We start from the raw sequence: 14,503 nt of genomic DNA, 5'->3' as shown, positions 1-14,503 counted from the left end.
TCCGTCAGGCACCCCCGGGCGGCCCGTCGGCCGGGTCCCGAGGGCCGTTCCGCAGAGTCCCGGGGGAGCCGACTTGCGCGACACCCCCGCAGGTCGGCTAGAGTCTGGAGCACGCCGAGGGGCGAGGCCGCAAAGCCGAATCCCACGCAGCGTGCGGGTGTAGTTCAGTAGTAGAACATCCCCCTTCCAGGGGGAAGGCGCAGTGTGCAATTCCTGTCACCCGCTCTGCACAACTCTTCGAACCACATCGTTGGATCAGGTAGAGTGGTGCTCGCTCCACCGGTGAAAGCCGAGTGGCTGCACTGCGGACGTAGCTCAGTTGGTAGAGCGCAACCTTGCCAAGGTTGAGGTCGCCAGTTCGAACCTGGTCGTCCGCTCAGCATCAAAGGCCCTGACCTTCTCGGTCAGGGCCTTTGTCGTGCTCCCGCCGCTCTCTCTCCCCCCGCCCTCATGACGTTTGTCATGCACAGTGGTGACAGCGCGCACTGCTCGCGGGCCTGTTCCGGCGGAAGCCTTGGAGCATGACCAGCGACGACATTCTCAGCGACCGCGCGGACGGTCCCGTGATCGAGGCGAACGGAGTCCGGCGGCGTTACGCCGGCGGCTTCGAGGCCGTGTCCGGGATCTCCTTCTCCGTGGCCCGCGGCGAACTGTTCGCCCTGCTCGGGACGAACGGCGCGGGCAAGACCTCCACCGTGGAGCTCCTCGAAGGCCTGGCGCCACCGACCGACGGGACGGTGCGGGTCCTCGGCCACGACCCGTACCGCGAACGCGCCGCCGTCCGCCCCCGTACCGGGGTGATGCTCCAGGAAGGCGGCTTCCCCTCCGACCTCACGGTCATGGAGACCGTACGCATGTGGTCGGCCTGCACCACCGGCGCACGCCCGGCCGGCGAGGCCCTGGAGATGGTCGGCCTGACCGGCCGGGGAAACGTACGGGTCAAGCAGCTGTCCGGCGGTGAGAAGCGCCGCCTCGACCTCGCCCTGGCCCTGACGTCCCGGCCCGAGGTGCTCTTCCTCGACGAGCCGACGACCGGGCTGGACGCCGAGGGCCGGCAGGAGACCTGGGAGCTCGTCCGGGCGCTGCGGGACAACGGCACGACCGTGCTGCTGACCACGCACTACCTGGAGGAGGCCGAGGCGCTCGCGGACCGGCTGGCGATCATGCATCAGGGGAGGATCGTGACGACCGGGACCATCGCCGAGGTGACCGCGCGGCAGCCCGCCAGGATCCGGTTCGTGCTGCCCGAGGCCGTGCCGGCGGCGCGCCTCCCGCTCTCCCTGCGGGCGGCGGCGGAAGGGTCCCGGATCGAGATCCGCACCCCCGCCCTCCAGGAGTCGCTGCACGAACTCCTGGAGTGGGCCCGCGAGTCCGGCGTACGGCTGCACGGCCTCGACGCCCGCTCCGCCTCCTTGGAGGAGGCGTTCCTCGACATCGCGAAGGCCCAGCACGCGCCCCGGGACCAGGACCCGCGCCAGGTCCACGACCGCTCTGCCCGCTCCGGCGGCACGAAGAGCACGAAGAAGGTGACGGCATGACGACCACCACGACCCCCGTCCGCGACCGGACGTCCGCCGGCTCCCCCACGGGCGCGGCGGCCGCGGCCCGGCGGCTGACCGCCCTCGGCCGCGCCGAGCTGATCCTCCTGCTGCGCAACCGGACCGCGATCGTCGTGGCCCTGCTGCTGCCCATCACGATGATCTTCGCGATGCGGTCCTCGCTCGAACAGATCGACCTCGGCGGCACCGGGCTCACCGTCGCGGGCGCCACCCTGACCGGCGGCATCGGCATGGTGCTCGTCCAGGTCGTCTACATGAACCTCGTCTCCGCGTACGTCGCCCGGCGGGAGGAGCTCGTTCTGAAGCGGCTGCGCACCGGCGAGATCTCCGACCGCGAGATCCTCGTCGGCACCGCGCTGCCGTCCGTCGCGCTGGCGCTCGCCCAGTGCGTGCTGCTGGTGGTGGCCGGCGCCATCGCCTTCGACCTGAACGCCCCGCACCGCCCCGACCTCCTGCTGGCCGGACTGCTGCTGGCCTTCGTCCTGATGTCCGCCCTGGCGGCGGCGACCACCGTGCTCACCCGGACGGTGCAGACCTCGCAGCTCACCACGCTGCCGCTGTTCTTCGTCTCGATGTTCGGCTCCGGGCTGTTCATCCCGCTGGCGATCTTCCCGGACAAGCTGGCCTCCGTACTGGAGCTGCTGCCGATGACGGGCGTGATGACTCTGATCCGGCACGGCTGGCTCGGCGGCGTGGAGGGCGGCGACCTGTTCACGGCCGGGGTGACCGCGCTGGCCTGGACCGCTTTCGGCGTGTTTGCTGTGCGACGGTGGTTCCGCTGGGACCCGCGCGGCTGACATGAAGGGGCTGAGGGGTGTGATCGGTCGGGTACGCGGCTGGCGGCGCGGCTGGCACGAGCGCAGCAAGCTGGAGCGCATCGACCTCTACACGCGGGTGACGCTCTGCTCGATCACCTGGGGCTTCGCCGTGTCCTGGGGCCTGCTGCCGCTCGGCGAGACCCTGGACGAGGGGCCGGTGGCGATGGCCCTGGGAGGGGCCTTCCTCGCCGCCAACATCGCCCAGTCCGTGCTGAGCAACCGGAATCTGTCCCCCGCCTTCGACGACTACCGGGGAACGGAGCCGTTCCCGCCGGGGCGGTTGCGCCTGCCCGCCGCGCTCCAGGTGCTGATGACCGGCCTTCTGGTGGCGCTCGCGGCGGTGGGCGGCGTGAACGACGAGGGGCTCGTGCTGCTGGTGCTGGACCTGCCCGTGGCGTTCACCATCCCGTACGTCCTGCTCGTTCCCGTCCGGAGGTTCCTGCTCCACTCCGCCGCCTTCACGGTGGCCGTCGTGGCGCTCCTGGCGGCCGTGGGCATTCCGGGCGGACTGCTGTTCGGGGCGGTCGTCTCGCTGGTCGTCGTCACCCTGCTGGTGCTCGTCTCGGCCCGGCCGAGCGTCTGGAGCCTCTCCGTGATGTGGCAGGCGGAGGAGGCGCGGGACATGCAGGCCCGGCTGGCGGTGGCGGAGGAGCGGCTGCGGTTCGGCCGGGACATGCACGACGTACTGGGCCGGAACCTGTCGGTGATCGCCCTGAAGAGCGAGCTGGCCGTGGAGCTGGCCCAGCGCGGGAACCCCGCGGCGATGGACCAGATGGTCGAGGTGCAGCGGATCGCGCGCGCTTCCCAGCAGGAGGTCCGCGATGTCGTGCGCGGCTACCGGGAGGCCGACCTGCCCACCGAACTCATGGGCGCGCAAGGCGTGTTGCAGGCCGCGGGAATCACCTGCGCCGTCGAGGGCGCGGACGGCCCGGCCGGCATCGGGGCTCCCGCCGCCGTCCAGGCCGCGCTCGGCTGGGTGGTCCGCGAGACCGCGACGAACGTCCTGCGCCACGGTGACCCGCGCCACTGCTGGATCCGGCTCGCGCGGACGCGGGACGCGGTGGTCCTGGAGGTCGAGAACGACGGGGCCGGCGCCACCCGCCCGCTCGACGGCGCGGACGGCGACAGCGGCGGTTCGGGCCTGGCCGGGCTGCGGGTAAGGCTCGGCGCGCTCGGCGGATCGCTCACCGCCGGATCCGCCGGGGACGACCTCTTCCGGGTGACGGCGACAGTGCCGCTCACGGCTCCCCGCCCGGACGCGAACGGTCAGCTCGCACCGTCCCCCGCACCTCCCGCCGCCCCTTCCGTTTTCCCGGAGGAACGATGACCACCGCGCAGCCCCTGCGGGTCCTGCTGGCCGACGACGAGCACCTGATCCGCGGCGCGCTGGCCGCACTGCTCGCCCTGGAGGATGACCTCGTCGTGGTCGCGGAGGCGGCGAGCGGCCCCGAGGCCCTGGCGATGGCTCTGGCGCACCGGCCCGACGTCGCCGTCCTGGACCTCCAGATGCCGGGCGCGGACGGTGTGAAGGTCGCCACATCGCTGCGGACCGAGCTGCCCCACTGCCGCACCATGATCGTGACCAGCCACGGCCGCCCCGGACACCTCAAGCGGGCCCTGGCCGCCGGCGTGCGGGGTTTCGTGCCGAAGACGGTCAGCGCCCGGCGGCTGGCGGAGATCATCCGCACCGTCCACGCCGGAAACCGTTACGTGGATCCCGAGTTGGCGGCCGACGCCATCTCCGCCGGGGACTCCCCGCTGACCGCCAGAGAGGCCGAGGTGCTCGAACTGGCGGCGGACGGGGCTCCGGTCGCGGAGATCGCGGAGCGGGCCTCGCTCTCGCAGGGGACGGTCCGCAACTACCTCTCCTCGGCCGCCACCAAGATCGGTGCGGAGAACCGGCACACGGCAGTGCGTCTCGCCCGCGAGCGGGGTTGGGTATAGTGGGCATCGCGCTTCGGCGCACTGCGGACGTAGCTCAGTTGGTAGAGCGCAACCTTGCCAAGGTTGAGGTCGCCAGTTCGAACCTGGTCGTCCGCTCCGGATGAAGAAGCCCCGGTCCTCTCGGACCGGGGCTTCTCGCGTATGCGGCTGCCGTTACGACCTCGCGTATCCGGCTGCCGTTACGTCCAGTTGGTGCCGGTCAGCACCTCGTACGCCTCGATGTACTTGGCGCGGGTCGCCGCCACGATCTCCTGCGGCAGCGCCGGGGGCGGCTGTTCGCTCGCGCGGTCCCAGCCGGAGGCCGGTGAGGTGAGCCAGTCGCGCACGAACTGCTTGTCGTAGCTGGGCTGCGCCCGGCCGGGCTCCCAGGTCGCGGCGGGCCAGAAGCGGGAGGAGTCCGGGGTCAGCACCTCGTCGGCGATGATCAGCCGCTCGGTCCCGTCCTCGGTGGTCTCGAAGCCGAACTCGAACTTGGTGTCGGCCAGGATGATCCCGCGCCCGCGCGCGATGTCCCGGGCCCGGCGGTAGACGTCGAGCGTCGTGCGCCGCAGCTCGGCGGCGGTCTCCGCACCGACCTCGCGGGCGACGCTCTCGTAGCTGACGTTCTCGTCGTGGTCGCCGACGGCCGCCTTGGTGGCCGGGGTGAAGATCGGGCCGGGCAGCTCGGAGCCGTTGACCAGGCCCTCGGGGAGACCGATGCCGCAGACCGTCCGGGTGGCGTCGTACTCGACGAGTCCCGAGCCGGTCAGGTAGCCGCGGGCCACGCACTCGACCTCGACCATCCGCAGCGACTTGCAGACGAGGGTGCGGCCCGCCCAGTCGGCCGGGGCTCCCGGGGGCAGCACGGTGGAGATGACGTGGTTGGGCACCAGGTCGGCGAGCTGGTCGAACCACCAGAGCGAGAGCCGGGTGAGGACACGGCCCTTGTCGGGGATCTCGGTGGGCAGGACCCAGTCGTACGCGGAGATGCGGTCGCTGGCGACCATGACGAGGTCGCCCGCCTCGTTCCGGTACAGGTCGCGCACCTTGCCGGTGTGCAGGTGGGTGAGGCCCGGTACCTGTACGGGCTCGGGCTTTTCTACAAAACCGGACACGGTGCCTCCGCGTAGATTGATCCAGGAGCGGTTCCGATTGTCCCGTATCCGCGGCGGGGTTCGCGCCCGGGCCCGGTGCCCGGTCGCGTGTCTCGGGGCCCGGGCCGGTCATGCGTTCCTCGGGCCCGGGTCGGTCGTGTTCCTCTCACCCGGGTCGGACGCGCGTTTCGAGGCCCCGGGCCGGTTGTGTTCCTCGGGCCCGGGCCGCTCCGTGTTTCGAGGCCTCGGGCCGGTTGTGTTCCCCCGGGCCCGGTCAGTCCCGCTTGCAGATCCGGTCGAGGAGGTTGGCCGTGGCCCGCTGGATCCGGGGGTCCGTGTGCCCGGGACGGTCCAGGGCCGGGGACCAGGCGAAGGTGCCGGAGGCGAAGACGAGCGCGCCGGAGGGGGCCTGGTAGAGCGAGGTCTCCTGGTGCCGGGTGGCGCCCTCGGAGTCCTCGTAGGGGGAGTGGGCGAGCAGGATGCGGTTGTCGTGCTCGGGCAGGCTGGTGCGCGGGAAGTAGCGGTCGGCCTCGCCGGCGACCAGGCCCGGGATCTCGTCGCCCTCGACCGCGCCCGTGGAGTCCCAGAGCCAGTGCTCGGCGTTGCGCACGACGAGCGGACGGGGGTCGGGCACCCGGCCCGCGTACTGGATGCCCAGGAGCTGCTGCTCGGGCCGGTCCACCTCGCGCCACAGGGCGGACTTGCCGGGCCCCCGGCGCTTGCGGCAGGTCAGCAGCCGGTCCGCCTCGCCGGAGGCCGACGGGGCGAGGCCCACCTGCCAGTACATGGTGTTGGCGGAGAGGAAGACGAGCGAGGTGCCGGAGTCCCGGGCGCGCTCGGCGGCCCGGCGCATCGGCAGCGTCCAGTACTCGTCGTGGCCGGGGAAGACCAGGCCCCGGTAGCGGCTGGGGTCGACGCGGCCGGCGTGCAGGTCGCGGGCGTCGGCGTAGGCGAGGTCGTAGCCGTACCGCTCGGCCCACCGGATGAAGTCGTACGCGTGCCCCACGTGCAGCGGCAGCCCGGCCCCGGCGTACGGGCGGTCGAAGGAGATCGTGACGGCGGCGTCCTCCTCGCCGAGCAGCCGCCCCCGCTCGTCCCACGCGTGGTAGAGGCTGGCGCCGGTGCGGCCGTCCTCCGGGTAGAGGTTGTACGCCTGCCAGGTGATGTCGGGCAGCAGAAGCAGCAGGTCGGCGGGGTGGTCATGGCGCACGGTGAAGGGGATGTGCGAGCGGTAGCCGTCGACGGTGGTCAGGACCGCCACGTACGCGCCGACGGACCAGTAGCTCGGGATCTGGAGCCGCCAGGACATCCACCAGTGGTGGCAGGAGACGGTCCGGTCGGCGGCGAGCGGCGGGGGCTGGACGATGCCGGAGAGCCGCGGGCTCGTGGTGATCTTGGCCGCGCCGTCGCCGCCGTAATGACCGATCCGGTAGACGTCGACGGAGAACTGCTGGGGCGGGTCCACGGTGATGTGGAAGTCGATGGCCTCGCCGGGGGCCGCCGCGCCGGGCGAGACGAAGCCCTTGATCTGGCGGTGCACGTCGTCGGCGGTCCGGGTGCCGCCGCCGGTGGAGCGGGCGAGGTCGGCGTACCAGGGGACCACCTGGCCGGTGTCGTCGAAGTAGTTCTCACTGCCGCGCAGCCAGGGCAGCGGGCCCTGCCCGAAGGGATCGCTCACCGCGTGCGCGAGGGCGCCCGACTCCCACCGGCGAATCTGCTCCGCCCCCATGCCGCGCCCCTCCCTCGGATCCCCCGGACAGCTCTGGGGATCCCCCGGACAACTCTGGTGCGCCGAATGTCAGCGCCGATCCCCAGCACATCACATAACGCACGCGGTTCGTCACCCTTCGTCGCTAATTGACGGGGCCGGGAAGCCTCCAGGTCCTGGCGGTGGGCCTGTTGCACCTGGTCGTCGTGGTCGTCGGACCAGGCCGGAGCTCGTCGTCGACCGGTCGCCCCTGTGGTCGGACCAGCCGGACGGGCTAGCGGCCGGATCAGCCGGCCGGCTTGTACGCGGACCAGTTGGTCCGGCTCGTACGCGGGCCAGCCCCGGCCGGCTTGTACTCAGACCAGTCGGACCGGCTTGTCGGAGCGCACTCCCACCTCGGCGAGCCAGGACAGCAGCGGGTCCGGATCGCCGTCCTCGACGAGGGTGAGGACCGGGGCCGCGAGGTCCGCCCGGCGCTCGCCGCCGACGAGCAGGGCGGGGCCGTCCAGCCAATCGAGGCCCGGGGCCGCGCCCGCCGTGTCCACGGCCGCGCAGCAGACCATGGCAGCGACGTGGTCGGCGAGCAACTCGGGGTCCGTACGCGGGGGCTGGAGCGGGAAGAGGGGCAGCGGTCCCGGCCCCCAGAGGTCGAGGGGGTCGTCGGCCGCGCCGGACCCCATACCGCCGGACCCCATACCTCCGCGTCCGGGGGCCTCGGCTGCCTCACGGGCGACCGCCGCGCCGATACCCGCCGCGAGCTCCTCGCCCGGACCGCCGGGGCCGCCGGAACCGGACAGATGCTCCATGACCCTGGCCAGCGTGGGGACGGCCGGATCGGCGGCGGAGGCCCGGGGGACACCCAAGGTGTCCAGGACCCGGTGCAGCCGGGCCGCTTCCGTACGCCATTTGCGGTCGACGACCTCGTCGGGATACTGCTGCCAGTCCACCGGCGCCCAGCCCGGACCGCTCTCGGCGGGGCCGCCGTGGAAGAGCCGGGCGGCGAGCAGGGACGCCGCCTCGTCGGCCATCCCGGGCTCCTCCAGCAGGTCGCAGGCGGGCCGCTCGCCGAGGCGCAGGGCGAAGCCGTCGGCCAGCCGGTCCCGGCGGGACAGCTCGGTGAGCGCGGAGACGACCCCGGCGTCCAGCCGGGAGGGCCAGCGGCCCATCCGCCAGGCGGGCAGCGCGACCCGGGTCAGCAGCCGGTCCCAGCCGGCATAAGCGAGGCCGACCTGCTCCTGGGCGGCGATCCGCAGCCCGTGGTCGACCGTCTGGGCCCGCATGGACGCGGCGGCCGCCACACAGCGCTCCATCTCGGCGGCATGGTCCCGGCAGGCCCGCAGCAGCAGCCGGGAGATCCAGCCGGCGAAGGCGAGCGGCGCCCCGCGCACCGGTCCCCGGCCGGGGGCGGCGGCATCGGCGATCGAGGCGTCCAGGCCACGTACGAAGCGGCGGGCGGCGGCTATGTCGGGGTGCGCGGACGGGCCGGTGCCCGCCACCACGGGGGCGAGGACCGCGCGGAGCTCGGCGACCCGCATCCACCACAGGAACGGCGAGCCGATGACCAGGACGGGTGCGGCGTCCCCGGCCTCCGCCGCGACCCCCGCGCCCCTCCGCAGCGCCCGGTGCGTCCGGTGCGTCCGGTCCTCCAGCCAGCTGTCGCAGTCCGGGGTCAGCGCTATGGCCGAGGGCGCGGGCACGTCGAGCCGGTCGGCCAGGTCCCGGACCAGGCGGTAGAGGTCGGGGGCCCCTTCCTCCGGCACGGACACGGTCGGGCTCATGGCGGGCCGCGCGCGGGCCACCGCGACGGCGACCAGGACGGTCACCAGCAGCACGACGACCGCGACGCCGAGGGCCGCCCAGCGCACGGTGTCCCAGGGCGGGCCGGCCAGATGCCCCTGCGCGCCCGCCGCGAACAGCACGACGGCGACGGCCGCGGGCAGGATCGCCACGGCCAGTGCTCTGCTGCGGATCCGCAGCAGGGAGAGCGCTCGGGCCTGTGCGGCCCGCGCCCCCAGCTCCTCACCCACATCGATACCGGACACGGCCGGACGTCACCCCCTCTGCCACGCGACGGTGTTGCTCACTCCCCCACTGTGGCACCCGTCACCGACATCGCAATGCCGGTGGGCCAAGTGCCCGAATGCTTGCGCCGCACCCTAGTTGGGGCCCTGGCAGCCGTCATCCGGATGGCCCAGCCGTCACCCGATGGAATGGCTTTGGGTAAAGCTGCTGACGTGTCCGCGCCCATGGGCAAGCGCCCCGGCCGACCGCTCGCCGCCGCGCCCGGACATGGGGCAGCCCCTCGCGCCTGCCGCGTACGCCGGTGGCGTACGGGGGCGGGCGGAGGGGCCACGGTGCACGGGGAGCCGGTGACCGGGACGGGTCAGCCCCGGGAGGCCTTCAGGGCGATGTCCGTACGGTGCTGGGAGCCGTCCAGGCGGATCCGGCCGAGCGCGGCGTAGGCACGCTCCCGGGCGGCCGTGAGGTCCTTGCCGGTCGCGGTCACCGAGAGGACCCGGCCGCCGGCGCTGAGCACCGCGCCGCCCTCGGCGCGGGTCCCGGCGTGCAGGACGTACGCGTCGGGGGCATCCTGCGCCGCGACGTCCGCGAGCCCGTCGATCGGGTCGCCGGTGCGCGGGGTGTCCGGGTAGTTGTGCGAGGCGATGACCACGGTGACCGCGGCGTCGTCGCGCCAGTTCAGCGGCGGGAGGGTGTCGAGCGTGCCGTTGGCGGAGGCGAGCAGGACACCGGCGAGCGGGGTCTTCAGCCGGGCCAGCACGACCTGGGTCTCCGGGTCGCCGAACCGGGCGTTGAACTCGATGACCCGCACGCCGCGCGAGGTGATCGCGAGGCCCGCGTAGAGCAGCCCGGAGAAGGGCGTGCCGCGTCGGCGCAGCTCGTCGACGGTCGGCTGGAGGACGGTTGCGAGGACCTCGTCGACCAGCTTGGGGTCGGCCCACGGGAGCGGGGAGTAGGCGCCCATGCCGCCGGTGTTCGGGCCCTCGTCGCCGTCGAGCGCGCGCTTGAAGTCCTGGGCGGGCTGGAGCGGCACGACGGTGGTGCCGTCGGTGATCGCGAAGAGGCTGACCTCGGGGCCGTCGAGGAACTCCTCGATGACCACGCGGTCGCAGGACAGCGCGTGGGCGCGGGCGGCGGCCGCGTCGTCGGTGACGACGACGCCCTTGCCGGCCGCGAGACCGTCGTCCTTGACGACGTACGGGGCGCCGAAGGCGTCGAGCGCCTCGTCGATCTCCGCGGGGGTGGTGCAGACGTAGCTGCGGGCGGTGGGAACGCCGGCGCCGGCCATGACGTCCTTGGCGAACGCCTTGGAGCCTTCCAGCCGCGCGGCTTCGCCGGAGGGGCCGAAGCAGGGGATACCGGCCGCGCGCACGGCGTCGGCGACCCCGGCGACGAGCGGCGCCTCCGGGCCGACGACCACCAGCCCGGCGCCCAGCTCGGTCGCGAGGCGCGCGACGGCGTCACCGTCGAGCGCGTCCACCGGGTGCAGTTCGGCCACCTCTGCGATGCCGGCGTTGCCGGGGGCGCAGTACAGAGCGGTGACATCGGGGTCGAGGGACAGAGAGCGGCACAGGGCGTGTTCGCGGGCGCCGCCGCCGATGACGAGGACCTTCACGGGTGCAGCCTAGCCGCCGGGCGCGGGGGGCTCGGACGGCCACCAGTCCGTGGACGGGCGGCCTCCGTTCTCGCCGCCACCGCGTCGACACGTCCCGCGCGGCGATGTGTCCTGCGCGTCACTGTGCGCGGCAGCGCGTCCTCCGCGTCACTGTGCGCGGCAGCGCTACCTGCGTGTCACTGCTCGTCACTGTTCGTCACTGCTCGTTGGTGAACTCCTCGACGACCGTGGCGCCCAGCTCGCGGACGATCAGCTCGTGGCCCGAGAGGGCGGAGTCGACGAGATCCGGATCGTCGGCCTCCGGGGTGTCGTCCTCGGGAGCGACGTTACGCGGCGGCTCCGTCCCGTAAGAGCTGTGGGAGGGCTCGGGAGCGGGCGCGGCCTCCCGACCCTGCGGCGGCGCGGAGGACGGCGGCTGCTGCTGGGGCGGCGGCGTGTGCTGCCCCTGCGGCGAGTGCGGGGGCTGCTGCGGGGCGGAGTGCTGGGGCCGGGGCTCGTACGCGACCGGGGCGGCGGGGGCTGCCGGGGCTGGCTGGTACTGCGGGGCGGGGCGTCCGGCGCCCGGACCGGGGCCCGGGGGCGCCCCGCCACCACCGGAGGTGTCGATGACCGCTTCGATGCGCCACTGGGCGTTGAACCGTTCGACGAGGGCCTGCTTGAGGATCTCCTCGCTGCCGCTGCTCGCGAAGTTGTCCCGGGCTCCCGCGTTGAGGAAGCCGATACGGAGCGTCGTCCCGTCGAACCCGGCGACCTGGGCGTTCTGGCTGAGCAGGATCCAGGTGAAGCGTCGGCGGCTCTTGACCGCCTCCAGGATGTCCGGCCACATGTTCCGCACCTGGGCAGCGCCCTGGGCCATGTCCTGGCCCCCTTCGGGCGCGACCGGAACGGCGGGCGCGGGCGGGGCGGCGGCGGGCGGCGGGGAGGCGGCGGGGGCCGGACCGCTGCCGGAGGCGGACGGGGTGGGCCAGCCGCCGGGGCGACGGCCCTGGTCCCCGCCGGCCGCTGCCGGCCAGGAACCGGGCCGCTGGGCGGGCTCGGCGGCCTGTGGGCCGGCCGGGTAGGCCGCGGCGGGGGCCTGCGGGGCGGGCTGGGCGGCGGGCGGTGCGTAGGCGGGAGCGGCGGGCGGCTCCTCGCCCCGTACGGCGGCACGGGCCGCGTCCGGGCCCGCGGCCTGGGGGACGTGGGCCTGCGGGGCGTGGACGCCGGGGCCCGGTGCGTACCCCATCGGCGCCGCGACGGCGGGCGGCGCGGCGAACCCGGCGGCAGCGGCGGCCGAGGCCCCGCGCTCCAGCCGGTCGAGGCGGGCCTGCAACGACCGCTCGTCGTCGTAGGCGGCGGGCAGCAGGACCCGGGCGCAGATCAGCTCCACCTGGAGCCGCGGCGAGGTGGCCCCGCGCATCTCCGTGAGCCCGTCGTTGACCAGATCGGCGGCGCGGCTCAGCTCGGCGGCGCCGAAGACGGAGGCCTGGGCCTGCATGCGCTCGACGACATCGGCGGGGGCGTCGATGAGCCCCTTCTCCCCGGCGTCGGGCACGGCGGCGAGGATCACCAGGTCGCGCAGCCGCTCCAGGAGGTCCGCCACGAACCGACGAGGGTCGTTGCCGCCCTCGATGACCCGGTCGACGACCTCGAAGGCGGCGGCACCGTCGCCGGCGGCGAACGCGTCGACGATCGAGTCGAGCAGGGAACCATCGGTGTACCCGAGGAGCGAAGTGGCCATGGCATACGTCACACCGTCATCGCCCGCACCGGCCAGCAACTGGTCCATGACGGACATCGAGTCACGCACGGACCCGGCGCCGGCGCGCACGACGAGCGGGAGGACGCCGTCCTCGACGCTGCTGTTCTCCCGCCCGCAGACATCGGCGAGATAGCTGCGGAGGGTCCCCGGGGGCACCAGCCGGAACGGATAGTGGTGCGTACGCGACCGAATCGTCCCGATGACCTTCTCGGGCTCGGTCGTCGCGAAGATGAACTTGAGGTGCTCCGGCGGCTCCTCGACCACCTTCAGCAGGGCGTTGAAGCCCGCCGGGGTGACCATGTGGGCCTCGTCGATGATGTAGATCTTGTAACGACTGGAGGCGGGCCCGAAGAACGCCTTCTCGCGCAGATCACGGGCGTCGTCCACACCACCGTGCGAGGCGGCGTCGATCTCGATCACATCGATGGAACCCGGCCCGTTGCGCGCGAGGTCCTGACAGGACTGGCACTCCCCGCACGGGGTCGGCGTGGGCCCCTGCTCGCAGTTCAGACAGCGGGCGAGGATGCGCGCGCTGGTCGTCTTTCCACAGCCGCGCGGCCCGCTGAACAGGTACGCGTGATTGACCCGGTTGTTCCGCAGGGCCTGCTGGAGCGGGTCAGTGACATGCTCCTGACCGATGACCTCGGCGAACGACTCGGGGCGGTAGCGGCGGTACAGCGCAAGGGACGACACACCTACGAGGTTATCGGGGCCGACTGACAACCGGCCCCACGCCGCCCGATCCCCTCACCGCCAGGCCACGGCACAGCACCCACCCGACGCCGCCCGGCCCACCGGGGCTCCCCCGGCTCCCTCGCGACAACGCCCCGGAAACACAAAGGGCCCCCCACGCACCCGCCAGAGCCGACCTACCCTTGCTGCCTTCCGGCCCTGGGGGAGTTCAGTCAGATAGCGCCACGTGAGGGGCTGACGCCCACCTTAGCGGATCCCCACCCCCTCCGGTCCACCCGCCCTCCCCACCGAACGACAGCCGAACCGCCCCCCGACCCCCTCTCCGGACGATCTCCGGCGAACGTGTTCGCGAGCACCCTCCAACGTCTTGTATTGTTTGCGGCGGAGGATTCGCCTAGTGGCCTAGGGCGCACGCTTGGAAAGCGTGTTGGGGGCAACCCCTCACGAGTTCGAATCTCGTATCCTCCGCCATTGCTCTCACCGGGCAATACGTCGAAGGCCCCCGCAGCTCGCTGCGGGGGCCTTCGACGTGCGTGGTCTCAGTTGCCATCCTCCCCTGGTCCGGGGCCCTGCGCCGCTCGATGCGGCGTGGGCCATGGGCGCACGCTGAGGAGCAGGGACGCCGCCTCCCGCCGCTCCGGTCTCAGCCCTTGGTGGGCACGTCCCTGGCCGCGTAGTAGGCGTGCAGTGCGGCCTCGCTGCCTGAGCTCAGGGCGGTCGTGATCCGTTGGAAGCGGGCGGAGCGCTTGCTGGCACCGACCGTGCTGGTCAGCCGGACCCCACTCGACAAGACCCTCGCCACGCTCCGGGCCGCCGGCTACGCCCCCGTTGCCGAGAGGGCCGACGGAACCGTACGCGTCGAAAAGACCCGGCGCCGACGCGCCGCCGTACCGGTCCCGCCCCCGCCCCCACTCCCAGGCCAGCGGCGACGGTCCGTGCCGACGGTGACCCCGGTGACAGTCGGCCTGAGCACGCTGGCCGCCAGGCTGCGGGCCGCCCCGCCGATACTTCCGGCTCCCGACCCGTTCGGCACCGGGGCCCCCTACGGCACGGACACCGAGGAGATCCTCACCGGATGCGCGAAGAACCTGGCGTACAGCGATGTCCGCCGGCTCGCCCATACCATCGACGCCGGCACAGCCATCGCGGTCGAGTACGTCGCCGCCTCGGGCAACCGGACCGTACGTACCCTCAGCGAGCTCGTGCTCGACCCGCCCTACTTGCATGCGTGGTGCCACCTGCGGGACGACGAACGGGCCTTCACCCTCTCCCGCATCCACGGCGTCATGCCCGGGTAGCCGGGATCCGCGTCGTGGTTCGGTGTTCGGCCGGC

At 73.3% G+C, this 14,503-nt stretch carries 10 protein-coding genes, 4 tRNA genes, 1 other RNA gene and 1 pseudogene; 9 read left to right on the top strand and 7 right to left on the bottom strand.

Annotated elements, in window-relative coordinates; genetic code table 11:
* Window positions 1-153 precede the first annotated feature (153 nt).
* From ACH4RG_RS35560 to ACH4RG_RS35530, 7 genes are all read left to right on the top strand, one after another.
* Window positions 154-225: transfer RNA gene (locus ACH4RG_RS35560), tRNA-Gly, on the top strand.
* 79 nt (window positions 226-304) lie between these two features.
* Window positions 305-377 (top strand) — tRNA-Gly (locus tag ACH4RG_RS35555).
* 144 nt (window positions 378-521) lie between these two features.
* Window positions 522-1,538: an ABC transporter ATP-binding protein gene (locus ACH4RG_RS35550; RefSeq protein ID WP_397919144.1), complete on the top strand. Its 1,017-nt coding sequence runs from the start codon at window positions 522-524 to the stop codon at window positions 1,536-1,538.
* Window positions 1,535-2,356 (top strand): ABC transporter permease, encoded by an 822-nt coding sequence (locus ACH4RG_RS35545; protein ID WP_397919142.1) that lies wholly within the window; start codon window positions 1,535-1,537, stop codon window positions 2,354-2,356. The genes ACH4RG_RS35550 and ACH4RG_RS35545 overlap by 4 nt, the downstream gene beginning before the upstream one ends.
* Window position 2,357: 1 nt before the next feature.
* Complete coding sequence (locus ACH4RG_RS35540) at window positions 2,358-3,704, top strand: sensor histidine kinase (protein ID WP_398540879.1); 1,347 nt, start codon at window positions 2,358-2,360, stop codon at window positions 3,702-3,704.
* Window positions 3,701-4,321: a response regulator gene (locus ACH4RG_RS35535; protein WP_397919138.1), complete on the top strand. Its 621-nt coding sequence runs from the start codon at window positions 3,701-3,703 to the stop codon at window positions 4,319-4,321. The genes ACH4RG_RS35540 and ACH4RG_RS35535 overlap by 4 nt, the downstream gene beginning before the upstream one ends.
* Window positions 4,322-4,344: 23 nt before the next feature.
* Window positions 4,345-4,417: transfer RNA gene (locus ACH4RG_RS35530), tRNA-Gly, on the top strand.
* 83 nt (window positions 4,418-4,500) lie between these two features.
* Here ACH4RG_RS35530 and ACH4RG_RS35525 read toward each other — a convergent pair.
* From ACH4RG_RS35525 to ffs, 6 genes are all read right to left on the bottom strand, one after another.
* Window positions 4,501-5,415 carry a phosphoribosylaminoimidazolesuccinocarboxamide synthase gene (locus tag ACH4RG_RS35525; RefSeq protein ID WP_397919136.1) on the bottom strand — a complete coding sequence of 305 codons (915 nt, stop codon included), beginning with the start codon at window positions 5,413-5,415 and terminating at the stop codon, window positions 4,501-4,503.
* Window positions 5,416-5,668: 253 nt separating this feature from the next.
* Window positions 5,669-7,123, bottom strand: a complete 1,455-nt coding sequence (locus ACH4RG_RS35520; RefSeq protein WP_397919134.1) for a N,N-dimethylformamidase beta subunit family domain-containing protein — start codon at window positions 7,121-7,123, stop codon at window positions 5,669-5,671.
* Window positions 7,124-7,458: 335 nt separating this feature from the next.
* The gene (locus tag ACH4RG_RS35515; protein ID WP_397919132.1) at window positions 7,459-9,144 is read right to left on the bottom strand and encodes a hypothetical protein; all 1,686 of its coding nucleotides are present in this window, start codon (window positions 9,142-9,144) and stop codon (window positions 7,459-7,461) included.
* 341 nt (window positions 9,145-9,485) lie between these two features.
* Entirely contained in the window at window positions 9,486-10,736 is a 1,251-nt protein-coding gene (gene purD / locus ACH4RG_RS35510) for a phosphoribosylamine--glycine ligase (RefSeq protein ID WP_397919130.1), read from the bottom strand.
* 196 nt (window positions 10,737-10,932) lie between these two features.
* Window positions 10,933-13,170: a DNA polymerase III subunit gamma and tau gene (locus ACH4RG_RS35505; protein WP_398540878.1), complete on the bottom strand. Its 2,238-nt coding sequence runs from the start codon at window positions 13,168-13,170 to the stop codon at window positions 10,933-10,935.
* Between the two features lie 142 nt (window positions 13,171-13,312).
* Window positions 13,313-13,409, bottom strand: an RNA gene (gene ffs, locus ACH4RG_RS35500) — signal recognition particle sRNA small type.
* Between the two features lie 144 nt (window positions 13,410-13,553).
* Here ffs and ACH4RG_RS35495 point away from each other — a divergent pair.
* Window positions 13,554-13,641, top strand: a tRNA-Ser gene (locus tag ACH4RG_RS35495).
* Window positions 13,642-13,813: 172 nt separating this feature from the next.
* On the opposite strand, the pseudogene ACH4RG_RS35490 reads toward ACH4RG_RS35495, so the two are convergent.
* Window positions 13,814-13,930, bottom strand: a pseudogene (locus ACH4RG_RS35490) (pyridine nucleotide-disulfide oxidoreductase); the annotation flags it as partial.
* A gap of 193 nt (window positions 13,931-14,123) precedes the next feature.
* Between ACH4RG_RS35490 and ACH4RG_RS35485 the strand changes: the two are divergent.
* Complete coding sequence (locus ACH4RG_RS35485; RefSeq protein ID WP_398540877.1) at window positions 14,124-14,468, top strand: hypothetical protein; 345 nt, start codon at window positions 14,124-14,126, stop codon at window positions 14,466-14,468.
* The last annotated feature ends 35 nt before the right edge of the window (window positions 14,469-14,503 follow it).

The sequence above is a fragment of the Streptomyces sp. NPDC021019 genome (assembly GCF_044333295.1).
In the GTDB taxonomy this organism is placed as follows: domain Bacteria; phylum Actinomycetota; class Actinomycetes; order Streptomycetales; family Streptomycetaceae; genus Streptomyces.
Note: the sequence above shows the minus strand (reverse complement) of the source record. Positions and strands in the feature narration are given on the sequence as shown.

Excerpts from the sequence above, each read along its gene's own strand:
- ACH4RG_RS35550 (WP_397919144.1), top strand. The coding sequence starts at position 522 with ATGACCAGCGACGACATTCTCAGCGACCGCGCGGACGGTCCCGTGATC.
- ACH4RG_RS35535 (WP_397919138.1), top strand. The coding sequence starts at position 3,701 with ATGACCACCGCGCAGCCCCTGCGGGTCCTGCTGGCCGACGACGAGCAC.
- ACH4RG_RS35540 (WP_398540879.1), top strand. The coding sequence starts at position 2,358 with ATGAAGGGGCTGAGGGGTGTGATCGGTCGGGTACGCGGCTGGCGGCGC.
- ACH4RG_RS35520 (WP_397919134.1), bottom strand. The coding sequence starts at position 7,123 with ATGGGGGCGGAGCAGATTCGCCGGTGGGAGTCGGGCGCCCTCGCGCAC.
- ACH4RG_RS35545 (WP_397919142.1), top strand. The coding sequence starts at position 1,535 with ATGACGACCACCACGACCCCCGTCCGCGACCGGACGTCCGCCGGCTCC.